22 protein-coding genes, 2 tRNA genes and 1 rRNA gene are annotated in these 26,941 nt (G+C 30.7%); 21 read left to right on the forward strand and 4 right to left on the reverse strand.

The annotated features are described in order from the left end of the window. The 4 genes from rrf to VBY68_RS08315 form a co-directional block, all read left to right on the forward strand. Positions 1-99, forward strand: a 5S ribosomal RNA gene (gene rrf / locus VBY68_RS08300); the annotation flags it as partial. A gap of 148 nt (positions 100-247) precedes the next feature. Next, complete coding sequence (gene pta / locus VBY68_RS08305) at positions 248-2,341, forward strand: phosphate acetyltransferase (protein ID WP_124591045.1); 2,094 nt, start codon at positions 248-250, stop codon at positions 2,339-2,341. 17 nt (positions 2,342-2,358) lie between these two features. Continuing rightward, positions 2,359-3,540, forward strand: coding sequence for an acetate/propionate family kinase (locus VBY68_RS08310; protein ID WP_273693621.1), 1,182 nt, complete (start codon positions 2,359-2,361; stop codon positions 3,538-3,540). A 1-nt stretch (position 3,541) separates the two neighbouring features. Further along, entirely contained in the window at positions 3,542-4,336 is a 795-nt protein-coding gene (locus VBY68_RS08315) for a tRNA pseudouridine synthase A (RefSeq protein WP_415269442.1), read from the forward strand. Between the two features lie 6 nt (positions 4,337-4,342). Here the strand turns inward: VBY68_RS08315 and VBY68_RS08320 are convergent, their stop codons facing one another. The 4 genes from VBY68_RS08320 to VBY68_RS08335 all read right to left on the reverse strand — a co-directional run bounded on the left by VBY68_RS08320 (position 4,343) and on the right by VBY68_RS08335 (position 9,051). Then, positions 4,343-5,992, reverse strand: coding sequence for an ArnT family glycosyltransferase (locus VBY68_RS08320; protein ID WP_415269443.1), 1,650 nt, complete (start codon positions 5,990-5,992; stop codon positions 4,343-4,345). 3 nt (positions 5,993-5,995) lie between these two features. Beyond that, complete coding sequence (locus VBY68_RS08325) at positions 5,996-6,862, reverse strand: lysylphosphatidylglycerol synthase transmembrane domain-containing protein (RefSeq protein ID WP_099213907.1); 867 nt, start codon at positions 6,860-6,862, stop codon at positions 5,996-5,998. Further along, the gene (locus VBY68_RS08330) at positions 6,855-7,805 is read right to left on the reverse strand and encodes a glycosyltransferase family 2 protein (RefSeq protein WP_099213908.1); all 951 of its coding nucleotides are present in this window, start codon (positions 7,803-7,805) and stop codon (positions 6,855-6,857) included. Before VBY68_RS08330 ends, VBY68_RS08325 begins: the two co-directional genes overlap by 8 nt. A 103-nt stretch (positions 7,806-7,908) precedes the next feature. After that, positions 7,909-9,051, reverse strand: coding sequence for an acyl-CoA dehydrogenase (locus VBY68_RS08335; protein WP_099213909.1), 1,143 nt, complete (start codon positions 9,049-9,051; stop codon positions 7,909-7,911). 93 nt (positions 9,052-9,144) lie between these two features. Here VBY68_RS08335 and VBY68_RS08340 point away from each other — a divergent pair, with 93 nt between their 5' ends. From VBY68_RS08340 to VBY68_RS08420, 17 genes are all read left to right on the forward strand, one after another. After that, the gene (locus VBY68_RS08340) at positions 9,145-10,215 is read left to right on the forward strand and encodes an anhydro-N-acetylmuramic acid kinase (protein WP_415269444.1); all 1,071 of its coding nucleotides are present in this window, start codon (positions 9,145-9,147) and stop codon (positions 10,213-10,215) included. A gap of 178 nt (positions 10,216-10,393) precedes the next feature. Continuing rightward, entirely contained in the window at positions 10,394-11,620 is a 1,227-nt protein-coding gene (locus VBY68_RS08345) for a Glu/Leu/Phe/Val dehydrogenase dimerization domain-containing protein (RefSeq protein WP_415269445.1), read from the forward strand. 175 nt (positions 11,621-11,795) lie between these two features. Beyond that, positions 11,796-12,479 (forward strand): MotA/TolQ/ExbB proton channel family protein, encoded by a 684-nt coding sequence (locus VBY68_RS08350; protein ID WP_415269446.1) that lies wholly within the window; start codon positions 11,796-11,798, stop codon positions 12,477-12,479. Continuing rightward, a complete protein-coding gene (locus VBY68_RS08355) occupies positions 12,479-12,871 on the forward strand; it encodes an ExbD/TolR family protein (RefSeq protein ID WP_124591041.1) in 393 nt (130 codons plus the stop codon). Before VBY68_RS08350 ends, VBY68_RS08355 begins: the two co-directional genes overlap by 1 nt. Next, positions 12,872-13,690: an energy transducer TonB gene (locus tag VBY68_RS08360; protein WP_415269447.1), complete on the forward strand. Its 819-nt coding sequence runs from the start codon at positions 12,872-12,874 to the stop codon at positions 13,688-13,690. It begins immediately after the preceding gene. Between the two features lie 31 nt (positions 13,691-13,721). Continuing rightward, positions 13,722-14,930, forward strand: coding sequence for a bifunctional folylpolyglutamate synthase/dihydrofolate synthase (locus VBY68_RS08365; protein ID WP_415269448.1), 1,209 nt, complete (start codon positions 13,722-13,724; stop codon positions 14,928-14,930). Between the two features lie 70 nt (positions 14,931-15,000). Continuing rightward, positions 15,001-15,075: transfer RNA gene (locus tag VBY68_RS08370), tRNA-Val, on the forward strand. A gap of 28 nt (positions 15,076-15,103) precedes the next feature. Then, a tRNA-Val gene (locus VBY68_RS08375) sits at positions 15,104-15,178 on the forward strand. Between the two features lie 105 nt (positions 15,179-15,283). Further along, positions 15,284-16,564: a nucleotide sugar dehydrogenase gene (locus tag VBY68_RS08380; RefSeq protein ID WP_415269449.1), complete on the forward strand. Its 1,281-nt coding sequence runs from the start codon at positions 15,284-15,286 to the stop codon at positions 16,562-16,564. Continuing rightward, positions 16,564-17,496, forward strand: coding sequence for a Gfo/Idh/MocA family protein (locus VBY68_RS08385; RefSeq protein ID WP_415269450.1), 933 nt, complete (start codon positions 16,564-16,566; stop codon positions 17,494-17,496). Before VBY68_RS08380 ends, VBY68_RS08385 begins: the two co-directional genes overlap by 1 nt. Before the next feature lie 30 nt (positions 17,497-17,526). After that, a complete protein-coding gene (locus tag VBY68_RS08390; RefSeq protein WP_415269451.1) occupies positions 17,527-18,852 on the forward strand; it encodes a UDP-glucose dehydrogenase family protein in 1,326 nt (441 codons plus the stop codon). Continuing rightward, positions 18,852-19,868, forward strand: a complete 1,017-nt coding sequence (locus tag VBY68_RS08395; protein WP_415269452.1) for an NAD-dependent epimerase — start codon at positions 18,852-18,854, stop codon at positions 19,866-19,868. Before VBY68_RS08390 ends, VBY68_RS08395 begins: the two co-directional genes overlap by 1 nt. A gap of 1 nt (position 19,869) precedes the next feature. Continuing rightward, complete coding sequence (locus tag VBY68_RS08400) at positions 19,870-22,314, forward strand: SLBB domain-containing protein (RefSeq protein WP_415269453.1); 2,445 nt, start codon at positions 19,870-19,872, stop codon at positions 22,312-22,314. A 12-nt stretch (positions 22,315-22,326) separates the two neighbouring features. Further along, a complete protein-coding gene (locus tag VBY68_RS08405) occupies positions 22,327-23,406 on the forward strand; it encodes a Wzz/FepE/Etk N-terminal domain-containing protein (RefSeq protein ID WP_415269454.1) in 1,080 nt (359 codons plus the stop codon). A gap of 246 nt (positions 23,407-23,652) precedes the next feature. Continuing rightward, on the forward strand, positions 23,653-24,912 hold the full coding sequence (locus tag VBY68_RS08410; RefSeq protein WP_415269455.1) for an oligosaccharide flippase family protein: 1,260 nt from the start codon (positions 23,653-23,655) through the stop codon (positions 24,910-24,912). A gap of 28 nt (positions 24,913-24,940) precedes the next feature. Beyond that, positions 24,941-25,930 carry a glycosyltransferase family 2 protein gene (locus tag VBY68_RS08415; protein ID WP_415269456.1) on the forward strand — a complete coding sequence of 330 codons (990 nt, stop codon included), beginning with the start codon at positions 24,941-24,943 and terminating at the stop codon, positions 25,928-25,930. Positions 25,931-25,968: 38 nt separating this feature from the next. Further along, the gene (locus VBY68_RS08420) at positions 25,969-26,940 is read left to right on the forward strand and encodes a glycosyltransferase (protein WP_415269457.1); all 972 of its coding nucleotides are present in this window, start codon (positions 25,969-25,971) and stop codon (positions 26,938-26,940) included. Position 26,941 lies beyond the last annotated feature (1 nt).

Here is a 26,941-nt window from a genome sequence, read left to right on the forward strand (position 1 = left end):
ATCGCAATGGGGCTCACCTCTTACCATTCCGAACAGAGAAGTTAAGCCCATTAGCGCCGATGGTACTGCCACTGGTGGGAGAGTAGGTCGTTGCCTTTCTTTTAAACCTCAATCTTTTATTAGATTGAGGTTTTTTTTTGATCTTATTTTAAATTCAATATTCTATATACATATACCGTAGGTTTTAATTCTTTTCTCGTTATTTTTATAATGTTAAAAGAAGTAATTTTGCTTTAAAAGCAAGAATATGAATAAATCAATTTATATAGCTGCAAGTGATGCTAACTCAGGAAAGTCTATGTTGAGTTTAGGTTTAATGCAACTGTTACTTCGAAAAAAACCTAAAGTTGGATATTTTAGGCCTATAATTGACAACCCAGTAGGTAATAAGAGAGATAACCATATAAACACTGTTCTTAATTACTTCAACTTAAAAAGTAGCTATGAAGATTGTTATGCTTTTACAAGGTCAGAATTAATTACAATGTTGAATAATGACCAAGAAGATGAAATCATTAGTAAAATTATTGAAAAGTATAAGAGATTAGAAGAAGAGAATGATTTTATCATTATTGAAGGAACTGATTTTTCTGATCATGGAGCTGTGATTGAAATGGACTTGAATGTTCTTATAGCTAAAAATATTGGAACACCAGTAATCATAGTATCAGGGGGGATGAATAAATCTCTTGAAGATTTTACTCAAAGCTTACGATTAACTTATGACTCTTTTGTTAATAAAGATGTACAAGTTATTGCAGTTGTTGCAAATAAAGTTCAAGAAAATAACATTCCAATTATTGTTAAAGAGGTTGGAGGTAACCTACCTAAGTCAGTTTCTATAAATGCCATCCCAATAGATCAAAAATTAAATAACCCAACAATTAAGGAGTTTTTAATGGAGATTGAAGGAAAAGTTTTATTTGGAGAAGAGTTCTTAAATAACACTACAGGAGATATTAAAGTAGGAGCAATGCAATTATCTCATTTTTTACATCATTTAGGAGATGATAGTGTTGTGGTGACACCAGCAGATAGATCAGATATACTATTAGGGACTTTACAGGCGAATATTTCTAGTAATTATCCTTCTATAGCAGGTATTATTCTTACAGGGGGGATGGAATTAAATTCTTCTATAATAAAACTAATAGAAGGGTTAGAAAAAATTGTGCCTATTCTTTGGGTAAAAGACGGGACATTTAGCGTTGCTTCAAGATTAGGAGCTGTTCGTTCTCATATTTATGCTGAGAATGTTGACAAAATAAAAATGTCTATCAGTATGTTTGAAAAACATGTTGATGTTGCAAGCTTGAACGAAAAGCTTGTTAGTTATAAAGGGTCGGAAGTATTAACGCCTAGAATGTTTCAATATAATTTATTAAAAAAGGCAAAAGAAGTACGTAAACATATTGTATTACCAGAAGGAAACGATGATCGAATATTAACAGCAGCATCTTTATTACAAAAAATAGATGTTGTTAAATTAACGATATTAGGAAAAAGAGTAAATATAGAAGCTTCAGTTAAACGATTAAATATTCCTTTTGATTTTGATAAAACAGAAATTATCAACCCTATAGAATCTGAATATTTTACAGATTTTTCTAATACATTATATGAGCTAAGAAAGCATAAAGGTTTAAGTCTAACAATGGCGGAAGATTTGATGGGTGATGTTTCTTATTTTGGAACGATGATGGTATATAAAGGAATTGCTGATGGAATGGTTTCAGGAGCAGCACATACCACACAGCACACTATAAAACCTGCGTTACAATTTGTAAAAACAAAGCCAGGTTTTTCAGTAGTTTCTTCAATTTTCTTTATGTGTTTAGAAGATAGAGTTTCTGTGTTTGGTGATTGTGCCATTAACCCAAACCCTACGGCAGAAGAACTGGCTGAGATCGCAATTTCTTCGGCAGATTCAAGCATTGCTTTTGGTATAGATCCTAAAATAGCCATGTTATCTTACTCGTCAGGTACTTCAGGAAAAGGAGAAGATGTAGATATTGTTAGAAGAGCTACTGAAATAGTAAAAGAAAAACGACCTGATTTAAAAGTTGAAGGACCTATTCAATACGACGCAGCGGTTGATCCATCTGTTGGTAAAAAGAAATTACCAGATTCAGAAGTTGCAGGTCAAGCAAATGTGTTAATTTTCCCTGATTTAAATACAGGAAATAATACCTATAAAGCTGTACAACGTGAAACAGGAGCTTTGGCTATTGGACCTATGTTGCAAGGATTAAATAAACCAGTAAATGATTTAAGTAGAGGTTGTACTGTAGATGATATTTTTAACACTGTAATTTTAACTGCAATTCAAGCGCAAGAATAGCTTATTAATATAAAATCATGAAAGTTTTAGTAATAAACTCAGGAAGTTCTTCAATAAAATATCAGTTGTTTGAAATGCCTCAACAAGAAGTGCTTTGTTCAGGAATGATAGAAAGAATTGGTTTAGAAAAAGGAAAAGTTCACTATAAATCAAGTAAAGATAAAATAGAAGAAGTAGTAGTAATTAAAGATCATAAATCTGGCTTAGAAAAAGTAGTTAATTTATTGTTGGATGATAAAACAGGGGTAATTTCTTCCAGAAACGATATTAAAGTTGTTAGTCACCGAGTAGTTCACGGTGGTAGTACATTTACAAAAACAACTATAGTTACAAAAGAAGTTAAAAAGAAGATTAAGTCGTTATTTTCATTAGCTCCTTTACATAATCCAGCAAATCTAGAGGGAATTATAGTATCTGAATCTATTTTTAAAAATGCACAACAAGTAGCCGTTTTTGACACTGCATTTCATCAAACCATACCTGTTGAAGCTTATAAGTATGCTATTCCTAATAAATTTTTAGATGAACATAGAATTCGTTTGTATGGATTTCATGGAACTAGCCATAAATATGTATCAGAAAAAGCAAATAAATATCTTCAAACGGAGCATTCAAAAATTATAACAATTCATTTGGGTAATGGGTGCAGTATTACTGCGATTAAGAACGGAAAAAGTATTGATCATAGTTTAGGTTTTAGTCCCGTTACAGGTTTAATTATGGGATCACGCTCTGGGGATATTGATCATTCTTTAATTTTTTATCTAATAAATAATTTAGGGTATGACGTTGATTATGTAAATAACATGTTACAAAAAGAAAGTGGAATGTTAGGTTTAACAGGTTTTAGTGATTTACGAGATATTGAAGCAGCAGCTGCAAAAGGAGATAAAAACTGCCAGTTAGCACTAGACATGAATGCGTATAGAATTAAAAAATATATAGGTTCATATGTTGCAGCGATGAATGGTTTGGATGCAATTGTATTTACTGCAGGTATTGGTGAAAATTCTGATGTGATTAGAAAACTAGTTTGCACAGATATGGAATATTTGGGTATTGAATTGGATACAGAAAAGAATGCTATTCGTGCGAAAGAATTAACTGAAATACATAGTGATGCTTCCAAAGTAAAAGTGTTGGTAATTCCAACAAATGAAGAGTTAGAAATAGCAAAACAATCATACGAGTTATTATAGTATGAATTATAACTACGCGTATTTAGTTCGGTTTCAATATTTGGGGTTTCGTTTACATGGTTGGCAGAAACAACCCAATTTAAAAACGGTTCATTTTTTTGTAGATAAAACATTAAAGTTTGTTTGTAAAGGTATCCGCTGTAAATCGGTAGGTGTAGGAAGAACAGATGCTAAAGTATCATCGACTGATTATTACTTTCAATTATTTATTGATGAAAAACTAGAAGAGTCTTTTTTTATTGAAGATTTTAATCGCAATTCGCCTTCTGATATTCGTGTGGTATCTGTTGAACAATTACACGATGAATCATTTAATATTATTCAGCATCCAAAAATTAAAGAGTACCGTTATTATTTTTCTTTTGGAGAGAAAAATCATCCGTATTGCGCTCCTTTTTTAACAGGGTATTTAGATGAATTGGATGTAAGGCTAATGAAAGAAGGTGCAAAACTTTTTGAAGGTTTTCATAATTTCAGACATTATTGTACAAAACCTTCACCAGAAACGAAAGTTGAACGTACTATTGATTTATGTAGAATTGAAGAGAATACTGACTTATCGGCTTCTTTTTTTCCAAAGAAAAGCCATGTGCTAATCATTAGAGGAAGTGGTTTTTTACGTAATCAAATCCGTTTAATTATGGGAGCTTTAGCTGAATTAGGTAAAGGTAACTACGACTTGGAGTTCATCAAGAAAAGTTTAAGTCCTGAAAATAGCGATATAGACTTTATGAAAACTATAGCACCAGCTTCTGGTTTGCATTTACATGGGATTGAATTTAAAAATGAAGAGTAAATTTCACTAAGATTTTTTTGAAGCTATTTTTAATAAGTACGCATCACCTAACTTAGAATCTCTCGTTTTAGGATTTAGAAATTTTAAGCTAAGTCTAGTTACTCTAAAATGATCAACTCTGTGTTTTTCTTTAATGATAAAACCATCTTCTTCAACTTTTTCAAGAGGAATATTTCGAATAACAATCCAAACGTCTTTATTAATGTTTTTTAGTTCTTCCTTTGTAATATGCGGAGTATTTCTTCCTGTATAAAAATCTAAAGGCCAAGAATAATCATTTTCATAAAAATATACGTCTTTAATGTTTATGGAATCGTTTTGGTTAACAATGGTAGCTAGTTTTATTCCTCCTTGATATTGTAGCAATTCAGGATAGAAGTAAGTATTAAGTACTACATTGATAAATACCATTAAAAGAACAGAATTAATAACTATTTTTTTACTGAAATCCTTTTTCTGAATCAAAGAGAATAGTAATACTAAAAATAAAACACAACTAATTATAAAAGTTAAAATAGAAGGAGTATTAAAAGTAAAACATAAAATTAAAATAACAGCAATTGTTAATACAGTTATCATAAAATAAATGAAGCCCAAAAATACTTTTAATGTTTTTTGCTGATTGTCTTTTTGAAGATTATATAAAACTCCAGCAGTAAACACAGAAAGTAGAGCTAATAACGGATTTAAATAATGAGGCAATTTAAATTTTGAAAAGCTAATAATTAAGAGTGTAATTAAAACACCTCCAATAGTTAATAGTTCAACACCTTTTATAGATTTGAATTTGTTTTTTATTAACTTTTTGATTTGATAAAATAAACCGTAGTACATTAAAAAAGCCCAAGGTAAAAAAGTCCAAAGTAGAGAATGAAAAAAGAAAAAGTAATCAGGACTGTTTTTGGTAAAACCTTTAGCTGTAATTCTTTCCACATTTTGATTCCATAATATAAAGTTAACTCCATCTATACCAAACTGAACATAGTAAGCATACAAAACAGGTGTAATGGAAAGGAAGAACATGGCTAAACCTATAAGAACTTTGTAGGAAAATATTACATTAAACTTTTTAGTGTAAATTATATGAGAAAATATAGCAAAACAAATAATCCCTACTCCATAAAATCCTTTAGTAGAAAATGATATCCCCATACCAATGGCTCCTAGAATAATTGAAACTAGTTTTCTTGTTGAGACATATTCAAACAATTGCCAAATGGCAAAGATTGTAGCTCCAGTTAATACAGCATCTGTACGAACATCGTGATTAGCTAAAATGATAGATTGGCTAGTTAAAAAGATAAGTGAACCAAAATGAGCTACACTTTCACTATATAGTTTTTTTGTTAATTGATAAACAGAATAAGCTCCTAAAGCAGTAAATAATAAGGCAGGAATTCGGTAAGCCCATTCATGTAAACCAAAAATTTTAAATGAAATAGCTGATAACCAAAAATGCATATGTGGTTTATCTAAATAAGGGTTAGGACCTTTCAATAGCTCAAAAAAATTATCACTCAAATACATACGCATTGCCATGGTAGCATGTTGCGCAGAATCATTGGCCATTAAAGGAATAAACAATCCTATAATATAAACCACTGCAACTAAAAAATAGAGATATTTAATGTTTTTTTGTTGGTAAAAAAAGTCCATAAATTATTTATTGTATGAAACAGTTGTTAGCTGTACTTTGTTTATAATAAAAACTAATCCAATTAATGAAATTAAAGCAGTAATAATATTAAATGAAAGTCCAATACTTGTGGCAATAGTGTCTTGTGTGTTTAAAAAAGTGGATGCTTTTAAAAAGGTATATTCTCTAGCTCCAAATCCAGCAAAAGATACTACAGAAAGTACTGAAGATATTAGAAAAACAAAACAGTAACTAATAATTGCAGTTACTTTTAACTGAAAGGCTTTAATAATACAAACAATAACACCAACTTGTAATAATTGAATAACTATTGAATAACCAAAGCTATAAGTATAGTAAGTATCATTATTTTTAAAAATTCTCGCTAATACAAATTTTGCTACAAAAAAAGTAAAAAATGCAATAATAATACTTATCAAAAGTAATATTGAGCTAGAAAAAAATAAATAACCTCCCATTAAAATTAGTAGGGAGAAAATAGCTAATAAGCCAATAAGTCTATCTATAAACACACATTTAGTTAGTTGCTTTGGCTTCCATCCAAATTGCTTATTTAATATATATACTTTATAAGCGTCTCCTCCAACGCCACCTGGTATAAAGAAGTTATAAAACATTCCAATAAAATACAACTTTAGATTACTTACTTGATTTAGTGGAAATTGATTTTTATGAAAAATATAATTTAATCGTAAGGATGAAACAAACTGTGAAATAATAAATAGAACAATAGCCAATACTAAGTAAAAAGGATTGGAGGTCTCATATAATTTAATGACTTGGTTAAAGTCAATTTTTGTAAAAACAAGGTATAAGAGTAAGATACTTACACCTATTTTGGCGAGTGTTTTAACAATTTTATTATTCACTTACATGAATTTTTCTAATAGTATAAGGACGTTTTTTTTGTGACTCGTAATAAGTTCTCATCAATAAATCTGTAATAATCCCAACAGTAAAGAATTGTAAACTAATAATAACTAGCATTACACCTACAATTAATAAAGGTCTGCCCCAAATATCTTGTCCTAATAATTTTAAAATTAGTAGATAAAAATTGATAGCTAATCCGAAGAACATAAAAAATAACCCGAAGTTACCAAAAAGATGAACTGGACGCTGCATATACTTTCTTTGGAAGATTATTAAAATAATATCATTAATAACCTTTACAGTTCTACCTAAACCATATTTTGATTGCCCATGTATTCTAGGGTGGTGTTTTACTGGTATTTGCGTAATTCTAGCACCATTTAAATGCGCCAAAAGATTAATAAATCGGTGCATTTCACCATATAAATTTAAATCTTTAGCTATATCTTTTTTAAATACTTTTATAGCACACCCTTGATCTTTTAAATCTAAACGAGTAGCTCTTCTAATTAAAAAATTGGCAATTTTAGAAGGAATAGTACGAATAAAAGAGTCTTTTCTTTTAGCTCTAATTCCAGTAACAACATCCCAATCTTCTGTTTCTGCTTTTTCAATCATGTGTGGGATATCTGACGGGTCATTCTGCATGTCTCCATCAAGCGTAACTATATAATCACCTTTTGCCTGATCAAACCCAGCAGCTAATGCTAAACTCTGACCATAATTTTTACGTAGCTCAACCAAAATAACTCTAGGGTTATTCATATTAACAACATTTTTCTTTGTGTTATCGGTTGAAAAATCATCAACATAAATGATTTCGTAATCAAATCCTTCTAAACTATCATCAATTTGTTGAGTTAACGGAACTACATTGTCTTCTTCATTATAAACAGGAACAATTACAGATATAAATCCGTAGGATTTTTTATTTGACATAAGTGATTATTTATTGGGCAAAGTTACTATAAAGAATTTAAAAAAGTAAAAGCTCATTTTTAAAATGAGCTTTTACTTATATATAGATATGAAAGAGAAATAATTAATCTCTTAATACACTTCTTGAAATTACAATTTTTTGAATTTCAGAAGTTCCTTCGTAAATTTGAGTAATTTTTGCATCACGCATTAAACGTTCAACGTGGTATTCTTTAACGAAACCATTACCTCCATGAATTTGAACTGCTTCAACAGTTTGTTCCATCGCTACTTTAGAAGCATATAACTTAGCCATAGCACCTTCACGATCGTAGTTTTCACCAGCATCTTTCTTGCATGCAGCAGCCATTACTAAATGACGAGCAGCAGCAATCTCAGTATACATATCAGCTAATTTGAAAGCAATTGCTTGGTGGTTACAGATTTCTGTACCAAAAGCTTTACGTTCTTTAGAGTATTTTAAAGCTAATTCGTAAGCTCCAGCAGCAATACCTAAAGCTTGAGCAGCAATACCAATACGACCACCAGATAAAGTTTTCATAGCAAACTTAAATCCGAAACCATCTTCACCAATGCGGTTTTCTTTAGGAACTTTTACGTCGTTAAACTGTAATGTATGTGTGTCAGAACCACGGATTCCTAATTTATCTTCTTTAGGTCCAACGTGGAAACCTTCCATACCTTTTTCAACAATAAAAGCATTGATTCCTCTATGTCCCTTACTTCTGTCAGTTTGTGCAATTACTAAATAAGTATCTGCACGACCACCATTAGTAATCCAGTTTTTAGTACCATTTAATAAGTAGTAATCACCTTTGTCTTCTGCAGTAGTTGCCTGTGAGGTAGCATCAGATCCCGCTTCTGGTTCACTTAAACAAAAAGCTCCTATTTGTTCACCAGTAGCTAATTTTGTTAAATATTTTTGTTTTTGTTCCTCAGTACCATAAGCTTCTAAACCATAACATACTAATGAATTGTTTACAGAAACCATTACTGAAGCAGAAGCATCAATTTTAGATAATTCTTCCATAATTAATACGTAAGAAACAGCATCCATTCCACTTCCTCCATATTTAGGATCTACCATTACTCCCATAAACCCTAATTCACCCATTTTGCGAACCAGTTCATTAGGAAACTCTTGTTTTTCATCTCTTTCTATAACTCCAGGTAATAATTCGGTTTTAGCAAAATCACGTGCAGCATCACGAATCATTAAATGCTCTTCTGTAAGGTTAAAATCCATTATCTATTTTTATATTTTGTTAAATTCGTAAAAAATGTGCTCAAAGATACTTTTTTAATAGCAATTTTTCAATAGACTTACTATTTTTACTTTATGCAAGACAACTATATTTATTGTATTGGGTTAATGTCTGGAACTTCTTTAGATGGAATAGATTTAGCATACATTAAAATACACAAAAAATTATACAAGGATTTTAAAATTTTAAAAGCAGATACAATATCATACTCTAATGAATGGAAAAGTAAACTGCAAGAGGCAATTAATTATGATGAGAAAGATTTACAGGTTTTAGACGTTGAATATGGTAAACTTCTAGGAAAGGTATTAAGTAATTTTATAGTTGAACATCACATTTTAAAATTAGATTTTATAGCTTCTCATGGACATACTATTTTACATAAACCAGAAGTAGGAATAACTTTACAAATAGGTAATGGCCAAGAAATAGCAAATATTACTAAAAAAGAAGTTATTTGTGACTTCAGGACTCAAGATGTAGAACTTGGAGGACAAGGAGCTCCTTTGGTGCCTATAGGAGATAAGTTATTATTTGTAGATTATGACTATTGTCTAAACCTAGGTGGGTTTGCAAATATTTCCTATGAAAAAAATAAAGAAAGAATAGCTTTTGATATTTGCCCTGTAAATATTGTATTGAATCATTATACTAGAAAATTGGGATTTGATTTTGACGATAAAGGAATTGTAGCTTCAAAAGGAGAAATAAATATAAAATTATTAGAAAATCTAAATAGTCTTCCTTTTTATACTCAATTACCACCAAAATCTTTAGGTTTAGAATGGGTACAATCAACTATTTTTCCTTTAATAGATGAAGAAGAAACAGAAATACCTACTATTTTAAGAACTTTTGTAGAACATTCAGCAATACAAATAGGTAAAGTAATAGGGGATAAAAATGAAGCAACGGTTTTAGTAACTGGAGGAGGAACTTTCAATAGTTTTCTTATAAATAGAATAGAGTTTTATATAAAAAAAACAGTACCAATGGTTGATGATGGATTAATCAACTACAAAGAAGCATTAGTTTTTGCGTTTTTAGGGTTGTTGAAAAAACAAGAAAAAGTAAATTGTTTACAATCAGTAACTGGAGCAAAAAAAGACCATTCTTCAGGTAATTTTTTTTATCCACAGAAATAATTTAAACTATTTGAGTAATGTTGTTTTTTATAATAAATTTGTTCGGTAACAACTACACACTAAAACCTATATTATAATGAATCAACTTTAGCTCCCCTTAGGGGAATAATTACAACGAATTTTTGAATATGAAAAAGAAACAGGTAAAGTTGAAAATCATCTATTATAACATTAAACAATGAAAGAATTATTAAAGCAATACGAAGAAAAACAACCAGAAATAGTATTTAATTGGAAAGATTCTGAAACAGAAGCTGAAGGTTGGACTGTAATAAACTCATTAAGAGGAGGTGCTGCCGGAGGTGGTACTCGTATGCGTAAGGGATTAGATAAATATGAAGTAATGTCACTTGCTAAAACGATGGAAGTGAAGTTTACAGTATCTGGACCTGCAATTGGAGGAGCAAAATCAGGAATTAATTTTGATCCACATGACCCCCGTAAAAAAGGAGTTTTAGAACGTTGGTATAAAGCTGTTGCTCCATTATTAAAAAACTATTATGGAACAGGAGGAGACTTAAATGTTGATGAAATACATGAAGTAATTCCAATCACAGAAGATAGTGGTGTTTGGCACCCGCAAGAAGGGGTTTTTAATGGACATTTTAAGCCTACTGAAGCAGACAAAATTAATCGTATTGGTCAGTTACGTCATGGAGTTATCAAGGTATTAGAAGATGAAAACCTATCACCAGATATTTCCAGAAAATATACAGTAGCTGATATGATTACAGGGTATGGTGTTGCTGAAGCAGTTCGTCATTACTATGATATTTATGGAGGAACAGTAGAAGGAAAGCGAGCAGTAGTACAAGGTTTTGGAAACGTAGGTTCAGCAGCAGCTTATTATTTAGCGCAAATGGGAGCTAAAGTTGTGGGTATAATTGATCGTGCTGGGGGAGTCATTAAAGAAGAAGGATTCTCTTTTGAAGAAATTCAAGAAATGTTCTTAAACAAAGACGGTAATACTTTAGTTTCTGAAAACATGATTCCTTTTGAAGAAATTAACGAACGTATTTGGGACTTGCCATGTGAAATTTTTGCACCATGTGCAGCTTCAAGACTAGTTACTCAAGACCAAATTAACAGCATGATAAGCTCAGGGTTAGAAGTTATTTCATGTGGAGCAAATGTTCCGTTTGCAGATAAAGAAATTTTCTTCGGTTCTATTATGGAGGACACAGATAAGAAAGTAAGTTTAATTCCAGACTTTATTTCAAACTGTGGTATGGCAAGAGTGTTTGCATATTTTATGGAGCGTAGAGTAGAAATGACAGATCAAGCAATTTTTGAAGACACTTCAAATACTATTAAAAAAGCATTACAAAGAACACACGCTAAAAGTGCAGCAAAAACTAAAATAAGTGAAACAGCTTTTGAAATTGCATTAAAAGAACTAGTATAAAATTATTAGTTTTTATGATTGCAAAAGTGCTATTTTTGATTAATCAAGTATAATAAAAGTAAAAGTCTTCCTTCATTGTTAAAAGTAAGGAAGACTTTTTATATCAAACAATTTTAAATAAAAGAAATCGTTAGTTAAATAGCGAAAACATAATATAAATCCTAATTTAGTATTCATGCTATTATTTCAAGAAACTCAGGAGTTGGTAGAGGAAGTACCTCAAGAAAAAACTTTATCAATATATAATTTAATTATAGATGGAGGTGTAGGTGGTCAAATCATTATTGCTTTGTTATTCGTTTTATTAGCCGTAGCTCTATATATTTATTTTGAACGTTTTTTTGCTATTAAAGAAGCATCAAAAGTTGATGTTAATTTTATGGACCAAATTAGAGATCATGTAACTAACGGAAGAATAGATAGTGCTCAATCACTTTGTGATAATACAGTAACACCAACGGCAAGGTTAATTGGAAAAGGGATTTCTAGAATAGGAAAACCTTTAGAAGATATTAATACAGCAATAGAAAATGCAGGGAAACTTGAAGTGTATAAGTTAGAAAGAAATGTTTCAGTTTTAGCAACAATTGCAGGTGCTGCTCCAATGATAGGGTTTTTAGGAACAGTAATTGGAATGATTGTTGCGATTCATGAAATAGCAAATTCAGGAGGGCAAATTGATATTAAGATGTTATCAGACGGTTTGTATACAGCTATGACAACTACTGTTGCAGGGTTAATAGTAGGAATTATCGCATATATTGCTTACAACCATTTAGTAGTACGTACAGATAAGATTGTTTATCAAATGGAAGCAAAGTCTGTTGAGTTTTTAGACTTATTAAATGAGCCAGTATAATGAATTTACGAGGAAGAAATAAAGTCAATCCAAATTTCAATATGTCATCAATGACTGATATTGTTTTTTTGTTATTGATATTTTTTATGTTAACATCTACACTTGTTACAGTAAGTGCAATTGATGTGTTGTTGCCAAAAGCTGGAGGTAAAACAGAAAACAATACATCAGTAGCAGTAACTATTACAAAAGAAGCATCATTTTACATAGATAAAACAAAAGTAAGCAACGTAAATTTAGAAAGGGAGTTGTTAACTAAAGTAGGTGTTGATAAAAAGAAAACAGTGGTTATTCGTGGTGATCAAAATGTGCAATATAAAAATGTAATGCAGGTAATTGATATTGCGAATAGAAACAAGTTAAAAATGATTTTGGCTGTTAAAGGTAAATAAATGACAGTTTTAGATACACAACATAAACGCAAATCAGCTGTAATAACAGCAATTATTCTGATATTATTAATAATCGGGATATTCAATTACGGAATGAAATATCTCGATCCGCCTATTGAATATGGTTTAGCGATTAATTTTGGTACTTCTGAAGTAGGAAGTGGTGAGCCTGTTGAAAAAACAAAATCGAAAGCTACTCCAAAGCAAGAAGAAATTGTTGAAGAGTTGGTAGAAGAAACTCCAGAGGAAACCATCAAAGAAGAAATTATTACAGATGATACAGCGGAAGAGGTTCCAGTGGTTGAAAAAGAAGTAGAAAAGAAAGAAGCTGTAAAAGAAACTCCAAAAGAAGTAAAGCCTAAAGAGAAGCCAAAGCCAAAACCATCAAAAGAAACGACTGATGCTTTAAATAGTTTGTTAAATGGAACATCAAAAGATGGAGCAAACTCTGGTGAAGGAGATGATAAACAATCGGGAGTTAAAGGAAATGAAAATGGAGACCCAAATTCAGATAAATATTACGGGAATTCAGGAAGTGGTTCAGGAGGTAATTATAACCTTGCAGGAAGAAAAGCTTTATCAAAACCTATTCAAAAACCAGATTGTCAAGAAGAAGGTACAGTTGTGGTAAGTATTGAAGTAAATCAAAGTGGACAAGTAACTAAAGCAACTCCAGGAGCTCGAGGAACTACAAATTCAGCATCATGTTTATACGATGCGGCAAAAAAGGCAGCATTGAAAACAAAATGGAATGCAGATGGAAATGCACCATCAAAACAACGAGGAACAATTATCTACAAGTTTTCTCTTTCAAAGTAAATATACCTATTTTTTAGACTAAGATATAAAAATGACCTATCAAGAAGTATTAGACTGGATGTTTGCTCAGTTGCCAATGTATCAGCGTCAGGGACAAGCAGCATTTAAAAAAGATCTAACTAATATCACAGCACTTTGTGATGAACTTGGTGATCCACAAAAAAAGTTTAAAACCATTCATGTGGGCGGAACTAACGGAAAAGGTTCTACGAGTCATATGATAGCTTCTATATTGCAAGAAGCGGGGTGTAAAGTAGGTTTGTATACGTCACCACATTTAAAAAACTTTACAGAGCGTATTCGAATTAATGGAGAAGAAATTTCAAGAGAAGCTGTAATTGAGTTTATAGAAAAAAATAAAAACTTTCTAGAAAAACAAGGATTGTCTTTTTTTGAAATGACTGTTGGTATGGCGTTTGAAGAATTTGCAAATCAAAAAGTAGATGTTGCCGTTATAGAAGTTGGTTTGGGAGGAAGATTAGATTCGACAAATATTATTATACCAGAAGTTTCGGTAATAACCAATATAGGATTAGATCATACACAGTTTTTAGGAGAGACTTTACCAGAAATAGCTTTTGAAAAAGCAGGGATTATTAAAAAAGGTGTTCCTGTGGTTATTGGTGAACGTCAAAAAGAAATAGAAAACGTTTTTATTGCTAAAGCGGAAGAATGTAGCTCTTCAATTATTTTCGCTTCGGATGAAGAGCAATATTATACAACTGATTTATTGGGTGATTATCAAAAAAATAATGTAAAAACAGCAGTAAAAGCCATTCAGCAACTAAAAGGAGTTACTATCTCTGAAGAAAATATAAAAAACGGATTATCGAAGGTGGTAAAAAACACTAATTTGAAAGGGCGTTGGCAGGTGTTACAAGAACATCCGAAAGTAATTTGTGATACTGCACATAATAAAGAAGGATTGTTTTATACATTACAACAGTTAAAAAAGGAAAAATATAAGCGGTTGCATATTGTTTTAGGAGTTGTTTCAGATAAGAATTTGAGTGAAATTTTACCAATGTTTCCTCAAAAAGCAAAATATTATTTCTGTAAACCAAATATTCCTCGCGGATTATCTGCAAGCGAATTACTAGAGGAAGCAAGTGTGTTTAGTTTAAAAGGAGAGGTATTTAGTTCTGTAAATCAAGCTTTTGAAAAATCAAAGGTAAACGCTTCAAAAGAAGATGTGATTTATGTAGGTGGAAGTACATTTGTGGTTGCAGAAATTTTATAGAAAAAAATAAAAAAAAGTTATTGTTAATTTATAAAACTGTTATATATTTGCACCCGCAATTAACAAGTAAGGGCGCGTAGCTCAGTTGGTTCAGAGCACTTGGTTTACACCCAAGGGGTCAGGGGTTCGAATCCCTTCGCGCCCACAACTCTTACAAAGGTTTAATTGCAAACGGGCGCGTAGCTCAGTTGGTTCAGAGCACTTGGTTTACACCCAAGGGGTCAGGGGTTCGAATCCCTTCGCGCCCACTAAAAGTCTCATCTTTTTAGATGAGACTTTTTTGTTTTATAAGCTTTTGTTCATACTATTTTTTGTAGTTTTGTGAACTTGAAAAATCTTTAAAGGACTACGTATTGGATAAGAAAATAGCAATAATAGGGTTAGGGTATGTAGGGTTACCATTAGCGAGGTTGTTTGCTACAAAATATTCTGTAGTTGGATTTGATATAAATAAAAAAAGAGTACAAGAACTTAATAAAAGCATAGATGTTACCAAGGAGATAGATTCCGAAATGTTGTTGTCTGTAATGCGAAGCAAAAAAGCTAAAGAGAAAGGTTTGTTTTGTACTTCAGAGATAGGTGATATTAAAGATTGTAATGTCTTTATAGTAACTGTCCCAACCCCTGTAGATAAAAATAATAGAGCAGTACTAACACCTTTGATAAATGCTAGTAAAACAGTAGGTGAAGTATTGAAGAAGAAAGATGTTGTTGTTTATGAATCAACAGTATATCCTGGGGTAACAGAAGAAGTTTGTGTTCCAGTATTGACGAAAACTTCTGGGTTAGAATTTAATAAAGACTTTTTTGCAGGGTATTCTCCTGAAAGGATTAACCCCGGAGATAAAAAAAACACCATTGAAAATATTTTAAAAGTAACTTCTGGTTCAACTCCTGAGGTAGCTAAGTTTGTTGATGAATTATATAGTTCAGTTGTTGCAGCAGGAACTCATTTGGTTTCTAGTATAAAAGTAGCAGAAGCTTCAAAAGTAATTGAAAATTCGCAACGAGATATTAATATAGCTTTTGTGAATGAATTAGCGAAGATTTTTGGGTTTATGAATATCAATACTCAAGAAGTATTAGAGGCGGCAGGAACCAAATGGAACTTTTTACCTTTCAAACCAGGTTTAGTAGGAGGGCATTGTATAGGAGTAGATCCATATTATTTAGTGCAGAGGGCGGAAGAATTAGGCTACCACCCTGGGATTATCCTTGCTGGTAGAAGAATGAATGATGGAATGGGAGAGTATGTGGCTTCTCAAGTAATCAAGTTAATGATAAGTCGTGATATCAAAATAAAAAATGCTGATGTCTTAGTTTTAGGTATTACGTTTAAAGAGAATTGCCCAGATGTTCGTAATACCAAAGTGGTGGATGTCATTCGTTCATTAAAAGAGTATGGAGCAAATGTGATAATTTATGATCCATGGGCAAATGTTGATGAGGTTGAAAAAGAATATGGATTGCAATCAACAAAGGAATTACCAGCAGAAAAGTATGATGCTATTGTATTAACAGTAGCACATAATGAATATAAAGAGTTAGATATTATTTCTTTAAAAAAGGAAGAGTCTGTGGTGTATGATGTGAAAGGAGTATTGTCAAAAAAAATAGTAGATAAAAGTTTATAGTGAAAAATTTTGCACTCATAGGGGCAGCGGGTTATATAGCTCCCCGTCATTTAAAAGCGATTAAGGATACAAATAATGTTCTAATAGCTGCTTTGGATAAAAATGATAGCGTCGGTATTATGGATAGTTACTTTCCTAAAGCTGATTTTTTTGTGGAATTTGAACGTTTCGATCGTCATATAGAGAAACTAAAAAGACAACAAAATATTCAACTAGATTATGTGAGTATATGTACTCCAAATTACCTGCATGATTCTCATATTCGAATGGCACTCCGTAGAGGAGCTGATGCGATTTGCGAAAAACCGTTGGTTTTAAACCCATGGAATGTAGACGCTTTAGAAGCGATAGAGAAAGAATCAGGAAATCAAATTCATACAATACTTCAGTTACGATTACACCCAAGTATTATTGCGCTTAAAAATAAAATAGATAAAGAAAATAAGAAGGAGAAATATGAGGTGGATTTAACCTATATTACTTCACGAGGAAATTGGTATGATATTTCTTGGAAAGGAGACGAAAGTAAATCAGGAGGGATTGCAACAAACATTGGAGTACATTTTTTTGATATGCTTTCCTGGATTTTTGGAAGAGTTCAAGAGAATATAGTACATCTCAGAGAAAAACATAAAGCGTCAGGCTATTTAGAGTTTGAAAATGCACGTGTACGTTGGTTTTTGTCAATTGATGAAGCTACCTTACCAAAACAAATTAAAGAAAAAGGGCAACGTACCTACCGTTCTATAACTGTAAATGGAGAAGAAATTGAATTTAGTTCAGGTTTTACAGATCTTCATACTATAAGTTATCAAGAGATATTAAAAGGAAATGGTTTTGGTTTGCGAGAGGCAAGGCAATCAATAGAAATAGTGCATGATATTCGTAATTCTAAATTAATAAATACAGGAGAGAAGCATTATCTTTTGTAATATATATATTTGTATAAAAAATAGAAAGAAATGAAAGTAACTGTTATTGGGACAGGATATGTAGGATTAGTATCGGGGACCTGTTTTTCAGAGATGGGGAACAAGGTGGTTTGTGTTGATATTGATCAAGAAAAAATAAATAAACTTCATCAAGGAATTATTCCTATTTATGAACCGGGCTTAGAAAAAATGGTATTGAAGAATGTAGAGAAGCAGAATTTATTCTTTACTACTAAATTAGAAGAAGCTATCAACGAATCTGAAATTGTTTTTATAGCAGTTGGAACTCCAATGGGGGAAGACGGATCTGCAGATTTACAATATGTATTAGCTGTAGCTAAAGAGATTGGTCAGAAGATGAATGACAGATTGATTGTTGTTGATAAATCTACTGTGCCAGTAGGAACAGCAGATAAAGTAAAAGCAACAATACAAGCAGAATTAGATAAAAGAAACGCAACAATTAAATTCGATGTAGTGTCAAATCCTGAGTTTTTAAAAGAGGGAGATGCTATCAACGATTTTATGAAGCCTGATAGAGTGGTAATAGGAGCAGAATCTGATTACGCTTTTGATAAAATGCGTCAATTATATACGCCTTTTACTATGTCGCATGAACGTTTTATAGCTATGGATGTTCGCTCAGCGGAAATGACTAAGTATGCAGCAAATGCAATGCTAGCAACAAAAATATCTTTCATGAATGAAATGGCAAATATTTGTGAGCGAGTAGGAGCTGATGTAAATAATGTTAGAGCAGGAATTGGCTCAGATTCAAGGATTGGTTATAGTTTTATTTACCCTGGAGCAGGGTATGGAGGGTCTTGTTTCCCTAAGGATGTAAAAGCACTGAAGAAAATAGCGGAAGAAAACGGATATGATGCACAGTTAATTAAGTCGGTAGAAGACGTGAACAACCGTCAGAAGTTTGTGATAGCTAATAAAATTATCAATAAATTTGGAGAAGATTTATCAGGAAAAACTTTTGGCCTTTGGGGGTTAGCATTTAAGCCAGGAACGGATGATATGCGTGAAGCACCAGCAATTTATGTGGTAAAAGAACTAGTAAAAAGAGGGGCTAAAGTACAAGCATATGATCCTAAGGCTATGGAAGAAGCACAACACTTTTATTTAAAAGATGTAGAGAACATCAATTATAAAAACACAAAGTACGAGGTACTAGATAATGCAGATGCGTTGATTTTATTGACAGAATGGAAGGAGTTCCGCTCTCCTGATTTCTCTGAGATTGAAAAACAACTGAAAGCACCAGTTATTTTTGATGGAAGAAATCAATATACTACTTACGGCTTGGAAGAAAAAGGATTTGAATATTATCAAATAGGAAAAAACTAATGAAAATTTTAGTTACAGGGGCAGCAGGCTTTATTGGATTTCATTTAAGTCAAAAACTATTAGAGCTAGGACACACAATTGTAGGAATAGATAATATCAACGATTATTACGATGTCAATTTAAAGTATGCTCGATTAAAAGAGTTAGGTATTGATAGAGAAAACGCTGAAGTATTTTATCAAGAAATAACTAGTAATACTAATGCGAATTTTAAGTTTATTAGGCTGAACTTAGAAGATAAAAAAGAATTGTTTCAGCTATTTACAACTGAAAGTTTTGAAGTTGTCTGTAATCTAGCTGCTCAAGCTGGAGTTCGTTATAGTATTGAAAAACCTGATGTTTACATTCAAAGTAATATTGTTGGTTTTCTGAATATTTTAGAATGCTGTAGACATCATGAGATTAAGCATTTGGTATATGCAAGTAGCTCAAGTGTATACGGAGCAAATAAAAAAGTACCCTTTTCAGAAGAGGATAATGTAGATACACCAGTTAGTTTATATGCTGCGACCAAAAAGAGCAATGAACTAATGGCACATACGTATAGTCATTTGTATAAGATTCCAACAACAGGACTGCGATTTTTTACAGTGTACGGACCATGGGGAAGACCCGATATGGCACCAATACTATTTGCCGATGCCATTTCAAATGATCGTCCAATCAAAGTGTTTAATAATGGAGATATGGAACGTGATTTCACTTATATAGATGATATTGTAGAAGGAGTAAAAAGAGTAATTGAAAAGTCTATTGAAGAAAGAGACTTGTATAAAGTCTATAATATAGGAAATAATGATTCTGTAAAATTGCTGGATTTTATCACCCAGATAGAAAAGAGTTTAGGAAAAGAAGCAACAAAAGAAATGTTACCCATGCAGATGGGAGATGTGAAAAAAACTTGGGCAAATGTTGATGGATTAATTAAAGATTATAATTACAGTCCTAATACAAGTTTAAGTACAGGAATAAAAGAGTTTATTAATTGGTTTAAAGATTTTTACATTGAAAGTTAAAATGTTATTTAAAAGAGTTTTACTGCAAATATTTCTAACCACTTTTTTGGTGTTAGCCAGTACTGAGGGACAAGCCCAAAATATTCAGAATCAAATGAGTCAAATTGAAGTTGATGATTTATCTGATGAGCAAGTAGCTAAATATTGGGAAAAAATAAAACAAGAAGGATACACTTTAGATCAAGCTTTAGCAATAGCAAAAACTAGAGGAATGTCCGAATTACAAGCTCTAAAGCTTAAAGAAAGAATTGAGACGCTTAAAAGTAAACCATTAAATAAAGAGGAAGAGAGTGAAGAGGATAGTCTAGAAGAAGGTGATAGTACCCAATTACTTTTTGGATTGACAGGAGAAGAAAAAAAGGAAGAAAAAAAGGAAGAACTCTTCGGATATGGATTTTTTAATAACCCAAATATTTCGTTTACACCAAATTTAAATATAGCTACACCAGAGAATTACATAATAGGAGCGGGAGATGTAATTTCAATTGATCTTTGGGGAGCAGCAGAGGTAAATTATGAGAAAAAAGTAAACAAACAAGGAGCTATAAATGTAGAAGGTGTTGGCTATATTCAATTAATAGGGTTGCCTGTTAGTGCTGCAAAATCTAAAATAAAGAATTATTTGAAAAGAATTTATGCAGGAATAGGAGCGTCTTCTAATAGTTACAATAAAGTTAATATAGCTGTTTCTATAAAGGAAGTGAGAAATGTTCAAGTAAATATTGTAGGAGAAGTAAAGGTGCCAGGTTCATATTCAGTTAGTGCTTTGTCTACTGTATTAAATGCCTTGTATGCGGCAGGAGGACCAACAAAGAATGGTACTTTTAGAAGAATTCAACTTTTTAGGAGAGGAGTGAAGGAAGCTGATTTTGACTTTTATCAGTTTCTAGTTAATGGTTCAGAAGAAGGAAATATAACGGTTCAAGATCAGGATGTAATAATAGTAAGACCTTATGAAAGTAAAATTACTATTGAAGGTGCTATTAAAAGACCAGGTATTTTTGAGATGAAATCCGAAGAAAGTGTAAAAGACTTATTAAATTATTGTAGTGGCTTCACCTCAAATGCATATAGACAAAAAATTGTTATAGAGAGAATTAAAGGGGTTCAAAAAGAGATTGTGGAGGTCTCACAAGATAATTTTGATTCAGAGAAAATAAAAGATGGAGATTATATCAAAGTAAATGAAATAGTAGATGAGTTCTTGAATAGAGTAAGTGTTGGAGGAGCTGTTTTTCAGCCTGGTAACTACGAATATAAAGAAGGAATGACAGCCTCTAACTTGTTGCTAAAAGCTGAAGGGGTAACCAAAGAAGCCTTTTTAGATAGAGGGATTATTGTAAGAACATATGATAAGAGTGATAAGGAAACATTATCTTTCTCTCCGAGAAAAGCAATGGAAAATAGAGAGCATATACTATTAAAAGAAAGTGATAGTATTTATATTTTTACAAAAGAAGAATTAAAAGAGAAAGAGTTTATTACTATTAATGGAGCAGTGAATAAAGAAGGAGAGTTTGATTTTATGAAAGGAATGCGTGTTGAGGATTTAATAGTGTTGGCAGGAGGATTGAAAGATGGAGCGGATGCAAGTATGATTGATGTATCTAGAAGATTGAAAGACGGAAGTTTTGAAACTGTTAGTGAAAACTTTGATTTAAGTACAAGTAAGAATTTAGGTACTGATCATTTAAATGACTTTGTGTTAAAACCATTTGATATTGTTTCTGTAAGGTATTTAAAAGGTTATACAGAACAAAAAACAGTAACTATTACTGGAGAAGTTAATTTTGAAGGAGAATATTCAATTGGTCAAAAAAATCAAAGAATTTCTGATTTAATTGAGCAGGCTGGAGGTTTAACAAAATATGCTTATGAAGAAGGTGCCTTTTTAACTAGAAAGAATAACGAAGAAGAAGATGAAAAGCAATCAAATTTTATAGCTGACTTTGCCCAAAGAGATTCTTTATCTGGGAATGTTGAAGAACGTATAAAAAAGAAGAAAGATTTTAAGATTGGAATAGAATTACAAAAAATATTAGCTTCAGGAGGAAAAAAATCAAAGTATGATATAATTTTAGAAGAAGGAGATGAATTGTTTATTCCTTCTGAGAGACAAACGGTGAAGGTTGAAGGAGAAGTGTTGTCACCATCATTGGTAAGGTATGAAAAAGGGAAATCATTTAAACATTATATTGAAAATTCTGGAGGTTTTTCAGAAAGTGCAAAAAAGAGCAGAGCATATATAGTGTATGCAAATGGAGATATTAGAACAACAAAAAAGTTTTTGTTCTTTAAATCATATCCAGATGTAAAACCTGGAGCGGTTATTTTAGTACCCAAAAAACCAGAGATAACAAATAAAGTTACGACGCAACAAGTGATAGCTATAACTACTGGCTTAGCAACTTTAGGGGTACTGGTTAAAACGTTAACAGAAAAATAACTTTAACAAACTATGGAAAGTAAAACTAAATATACTTCTAATGATGAAATAAATTTATTTGAGATATTTAAAACTATCTGGGAGGGAAGAAAAACAGTTGTCAAATTTCTTATAGTTTTTGCGGTAATAGGTTTGTTTATAGCCATTTTTTCAGCTAAGGAATATACAGCTTCTAGCACTTTAGTACCACAAACTAGTGACTCAAAAGTTGGGGGGAATTTAGGGGGATTAGCTGCCATGGCAGGAATTAATTTAGGTGGAGGAGCTACTGAAAGTATCCCTCCTACTTTATATCCAAAAATAGCGCAAAGTGTACCTTTTCAAAAAGAACTTTTACAGACACCCTTAAAATTTTCGAATGTAGAAAAGGAAGTAACCTATCAAGAATACTACGACAAACACACAAAGTTTAATTTACTTGCCTTTATTAAAGAGTATACCATAGGTTTACCAGGGAAAATTATCGCATCTATAAAAAGTGATAGTGAAGTCATCTCAGAAGTTAACAACGATTCAATTTATCGAATTACTAAAAAAGAAAGTAAATTATTTAAGAAGATACAAGAACAATTAGTAATTGAAAATAATAAAAAGGATGGGTTTGTTAAAATATCGTTTTCTATGCCAGAAGCATTAGCAGCTGCTCAAATGACTAAAAAAGCTCAAATGATTTTGCAAGAAGCCATTACAAGTTTTAAAATAGAAAAAGCAGAGCAAGAGCTTTATTTTATACAGCAACGGTATAATGAGGTTAAGTTAGACTTTGAAAAAAAGCAAGCTACATTAGCTAGTTATAAAGATAGGAACCAAGGGTTAATTACTTCACGTTCTCAATCGTATCTTAGAAGGATAGAATCGGAGTATAATTTAGCGTTTAACTTGTATTCGGAATTAGCAAAACAACTAGAAACGCAGAAAATTAAAGTAAAAGAAAACACCCCAGTATTTACGGTGATAGAGCCTGTGAGTGTACCTGTTGAAAAGTCAAAACCAAAAAGAGGATTGATAATTGTACTGTTTACATTTCTTGGTGGATTTATGGGGATAATTTATGTATTACGAAAAAGTTTATTGAATTTTTTAAAAAAATAATAAGCATGGTATTTTTAGAAAGACTCATTTTAAAGTTCCATAGAATTAGATTTAAACTAATTTATTTCAAAATTCATAAGAAAGGAGCCGTTCATGGGCTTTTTCAATAATACATCCGAATAAATTACATTTTGGTGAAAGATTTTCTTTAAATCAACACAATTACTTTAAGTAAAGAAATTAAAGAGTTTCTTGATTGGTTTAAGAAGTTTTATAAAATTAATAGGAACTAAAGTAATAATTATTTTGAATATACCTAGTTTTAAAAATATTTTAAAAAATCAAAAAGTTTTAATAGCTAATTATTCTTACTTAGGTCTTTTACAAATTATTAATTTGTTAATTCCCTTAGCAACCTATCCATACTTAATTCAAACTTTAGGAAAGCAACTCTACGGTAAAGTAATATATTCACAAGCTATTATAGGGTATTTAGTTATCCTTGTTAATTTTGGGTTTAATATTTCAGCAACAAAAGAAGTTAGTATACACAGAGAAAATAAGCACAAAATAACCGAAATAGTAAGTAGTGTTTTTCAGATTAAATTTGCTTTTTTAATACTAACTATTATAATACTAACACTTGCATTATTTTTTTTGAATTTAGATAAAGAATTCCATCTTTTATTGTATTTAACCATGTGGTTATGTTTATATGAGTTTATTTTTCCTGTATGGTATTTTCAAGGGCTAGAAGAAATGAAATATATAACCCTTATTACCTTAAGTACTAGGTTGCTGTTTTTGGGGTTAATATTTGTTTTTATCAATTCAAAAGAAGATTATTTGTTATTACCTATAATTAGTGGAATAGGTGCAGTTTTGGCAGGATTAATATCTATTTATATTGTTTTTATAAAACATAAAGTGGGGTTTAAAATTCAAAAATTAGATGTATTATTATATCACATTAAAGAAGCATTGCCTATTTTTATATCTAATGTTTCAATAAGGCTTTATGTAAGTTCAAATAAAGTGATATTAGGTTCTTTTTTAGGAATGACAGAAGTAGCATATTATGATTTAGCTGAAAAAATTGTATCAATATTAAAAATGCCTCAAAGTATTTTGAGTCGAGTTTTGTTTCCTAAGATTAGTAGAGAAAAAAATATGTCTTTTGTCAAAAAAGTATTTAAATTCTCTATAGGATTAAATTTGTTTTTATACTTGTGTTTGTTTTTTTTAGCTGAATTTTTAATTTTACTTTTAGGGGGGGAAGAGATGTCACCTTCTTTACATATTCTTTTAATTTTAGGGATAACAATTCCTTTGGTAGGAATTGGGAATACACTAGGTGTACAAGTGTTAATACCGTTAGGGTATAGCAAAATTTTTTCTAAAGTAATTGTTTCATCAGGAGTGTTATATTCGGTTCTTGTTACTACACTAATAATTTCAAACAATATAACGATCTTAAACCTTACAATATTAACTGTACTAATAGAAGTTTTTGTTGTTTTTTATATGTTTTTATTCAGTATAAGAAAAAAGCTATGGACTTTGTAAAATGATATTAAATAAAAAATTTATAAGTATGTCGCAACCCAAAATAAGTGTTATTGTACCTGTATATAACACACCAGATTATTTAGAAAAATGTTTTGATAGCATTTTAAATCAATCTCTAAAAGAAATAGAATTAATTATTGTTAATGATGCATCACCCAACATACTAGACCATGAAATTTGTGAAAAGTATAAGCATAAAGATACAAGGGTAAAATATATAAAGCACGTTAAAAATAAAAGGCAGGGTGGAGCAAGAAACACTGCTTTAAATGAAGCTTCAGGAGAATATATTGCTTACGTAGATAGTGATGATTTTTTAGATGAAAATATGTACGAAGTAATGTACAAAAAAATAACTGAAGAAGGGGTAGATGTTTTACAGTGTAACACCAAATATATAGATAAAGATTACAACCTAAAAAGAACGTTGGTTTCTAGTGATGTTGATATAATTTTAGATGGTAAAATTAATATAATAAAAGAATTTTATAAAGGAAAAAGAATTAATGCAGCTCCAACAAATAAGTTATTTAATAGAAAGTTTTTATTAGATAATAAGGTAAACTTTCCTGAAAATATTTTTCATGAGGATTATTACTTTCAGTTAAAGTGTTTAGTTAAAGTAGATAAATATATTATTTTGAAAGATGGATTTTATAATCAATATGATAGAGAAGGCTCTTCTTCTAGAGTTTTTAATAGTTTTTCAATAAAAAGCTGGTTTGAGTTAATTGATTTAATGTATAATGAAGTTAAATTAGATAACTCACTTAAAGTATACAATGAAGTCTTTTCTTCTAAACATCTTTTGCTAATAGCTTATAAAGCTTGTGAAAATAATTTAATACCTAACTTTAAAAAAGCGATGTTAACTAGTCAATTTTTAAAGAATCACAAAAAAACAACTAATTATATAAATATTTTAATTTTTTTTAAAAAAACAGGAATGTTTCCGTTGATTAATTTATTGATTATAGTTAGGAGAAGAGTGAGGGTGTTAATTACTAAAAAATAAAAATTTAAATAAAGTTTTAATAATTTAAAAAAACAATAATGGTTAAAGTTTCAGTTATTATGTCGGTTTATGCTGAACCTATTGAATGGATAAAAGAAGCTATAAACTCTATTTTAAACCAAACATTTAAAGATTTTGAGTTTATTATAGTTAATGACAACCCCATAAGAAAAGAAAATATCATGTTGTTAAATAACTTTAAATCACTAGATTATAGAGTTGTTATATTGAAAAATGATAAAAATATAGGTTTAACAAAATCATTAAACAAAGCAATTGAAATATCAAAAGGGAAGTATATAGCAAGAATGGATGCAGATGATATTTCGTTGCCTACAAGATTTGAAAAACAAGTTGATTTTTTAGAAATGAATGAAGATCATATAGTATGTGGTACTAATATCAAATGTTTTGAGTATAAAGATACAACTGTAGTTTATCCAGAAGATAAATTTATGTTTCTTTTCTTAAAATCTCCTTTTGCACATCCTACAGTCATGTTTAGAAATCTTCAAAAAGAAAAAGGAGGAAAAATTAAATATAATGAGGACTTTAAATATGCACAAGATTATGAATTATGGAGCAGGCTTTATAAATTAGGTAGGTTTTATAATCTTCAAGAAGTATTATTAAAATATAGGGTAAGTGAACAACAAATAAGTAAAGAAAAATTATCAGAACAGCAATTTTATGCAGGAAAAACAAGAAGAAAAGCATTTAATAATTTTTGCAAAAAAGAGAAGCTAAATTTTGTTTTATCAAAAAGAATAAATACCCAAGAACTTAAACGTTATGAGTTAAATATTTTGTCTTTAGAGAGATGGAGTAAGATTGAAAAAGATACACTTTTAAATTATAAATATTACCTTTATAGATCAATAACAGAAGATTACTTATCTGCATTACTTTACTTTATTAAATCGCTAGATTTTTTAAAAATGACAGGTAAAAACTCTCTAAAAATATTGTTTTTTTTGTTAACAAGAAAACCTAATAGATTAATAAATTAAA

It is taken from the genome of Tenacibaculum ascidiaceicola, from assembly GCF_047470925.1.
GTDB lineage: Bacteria > Bacteroidota > Bacteroidia > Flavobacteriales > Flavobacteriaceae > Polaribacter > Polaribacter discolor.

Coding starts and splice junctions, on each gene's coding strand:
- VBY68_RS08415 (WP_415269456.1), top strand. CDS start 24,941: ATGTCGCAACCCAAAATAAGTGTTATTGTACCTGTATATAACACACCA.
- VBY68_RS08345 (WP_415269445.1), top strand. CDS start 10,394: ATGAAAGAATTATTAAAGCAATACGAAGAAAAACAACCAGAAATAGTA.
- VBY68_RS08335 (WP_099213909.1), bottom strand. CDS start 9,051: ATGGATTTTAACCTTACAGAAGAGCATTTAATGATTCGTGATGCTGCA.
- VBY68_RS08360 (WP_415269447.1), top strand. CDS start 12,872: ATGACAGTTTTAGATACACAACATAAACGCAAATCAGCTGTAATAACA.
- VBY68_RS08365 (WP_415269448.1), top strand. CDS start 13,722: ATGACCTATCAAGAAGTATTAGACTGGATGTTTGCTCAGTTGCCAATG.
- VBY68_RS08320 (WP_415269443.1), bottom strand. CDS start 5,992: ATGGACTTTTTTTACCAACAAAAAAACATTAAATATCTCTATTTTTTA.
- VBY68_RS08355 (WP_124591041.1), top strand. CDS start 12,479: ATGAATTTACGAGGAAGAAATAAAGTCAATCCAAATTTCAATATGTCA.
- VBY68_RS08390 (WP_415269451.1), top strand. CDS start 17,527: ATGAAAGTAACTGTTATTGGGACAGGATATGTAGGATTAGTATCGGGG.
- pta (WP_124591045.1), top strand. CDS start 248: ATGAATAAATCAATTTATATAGCTGCAAGTGATGCTAACTCAGGAAAG.
- VBY68_RS08400 (WP_415269453.1), top strand. CDS start 19,870: ATGTTATTTAAAAGAGTTTTACTGCAAATATTTCTAACCACTTTTTTG.
- VBY68_RS08405 (WP_415269454.1), top strand. CDS start 22,327: ATGGAAAGTAAAACTAAATATACTTCTAATGATGAAATAAATTTATTT.
- VBY68_RS08340 (WP_415269444.1), top strand. CDS start 9,145: ATGCAAGACAACTATATTTATTGTATTGGGTTAATGTCTGGAACTTCT.
- VBY68_RS08310 (WP_273693621.1), top strand. CDS start 2,359: ATGAAAGTTTTAGTAATAAACTCAGGAAGTTCTTCAATAAAATATCAG.
- VBY68_RS08330 (WP_099213908.1), bottom strand. CDS start 7,805: ATGTCAAATAAAAAATCCTACGGATTTATATCTGTAATTGTTCCTGTT.
- VBY68_RS08395 (WP_415269452.1), top strand. CDS start 18,852: ATGAAAATTTTAGTTACAGGGGCAGCAGGCTTTATTGGATTTCATTTA.
- VBY68_RS08420 (WP_415269457.1), top strand. CDS start 25,969: ATGGTTAAAGTTTCAGTTATTATGTCGGTTTATGCTGAACCTATTGAA.
- VBY68_RS08315 (WP_415269442.1), top strand. CDS start 3,542: ATGAATTATAACTACGCGTATTTAGTTCGGTTTCAATATTTGGGGTTT.
- VBY68_RS08350 (WP_415269446.1), top strand. CDS start 11,796: ATGCTATTATTTCAAGAAACTCAGGAGTTGGTAGAGGAAGTACCTCAA.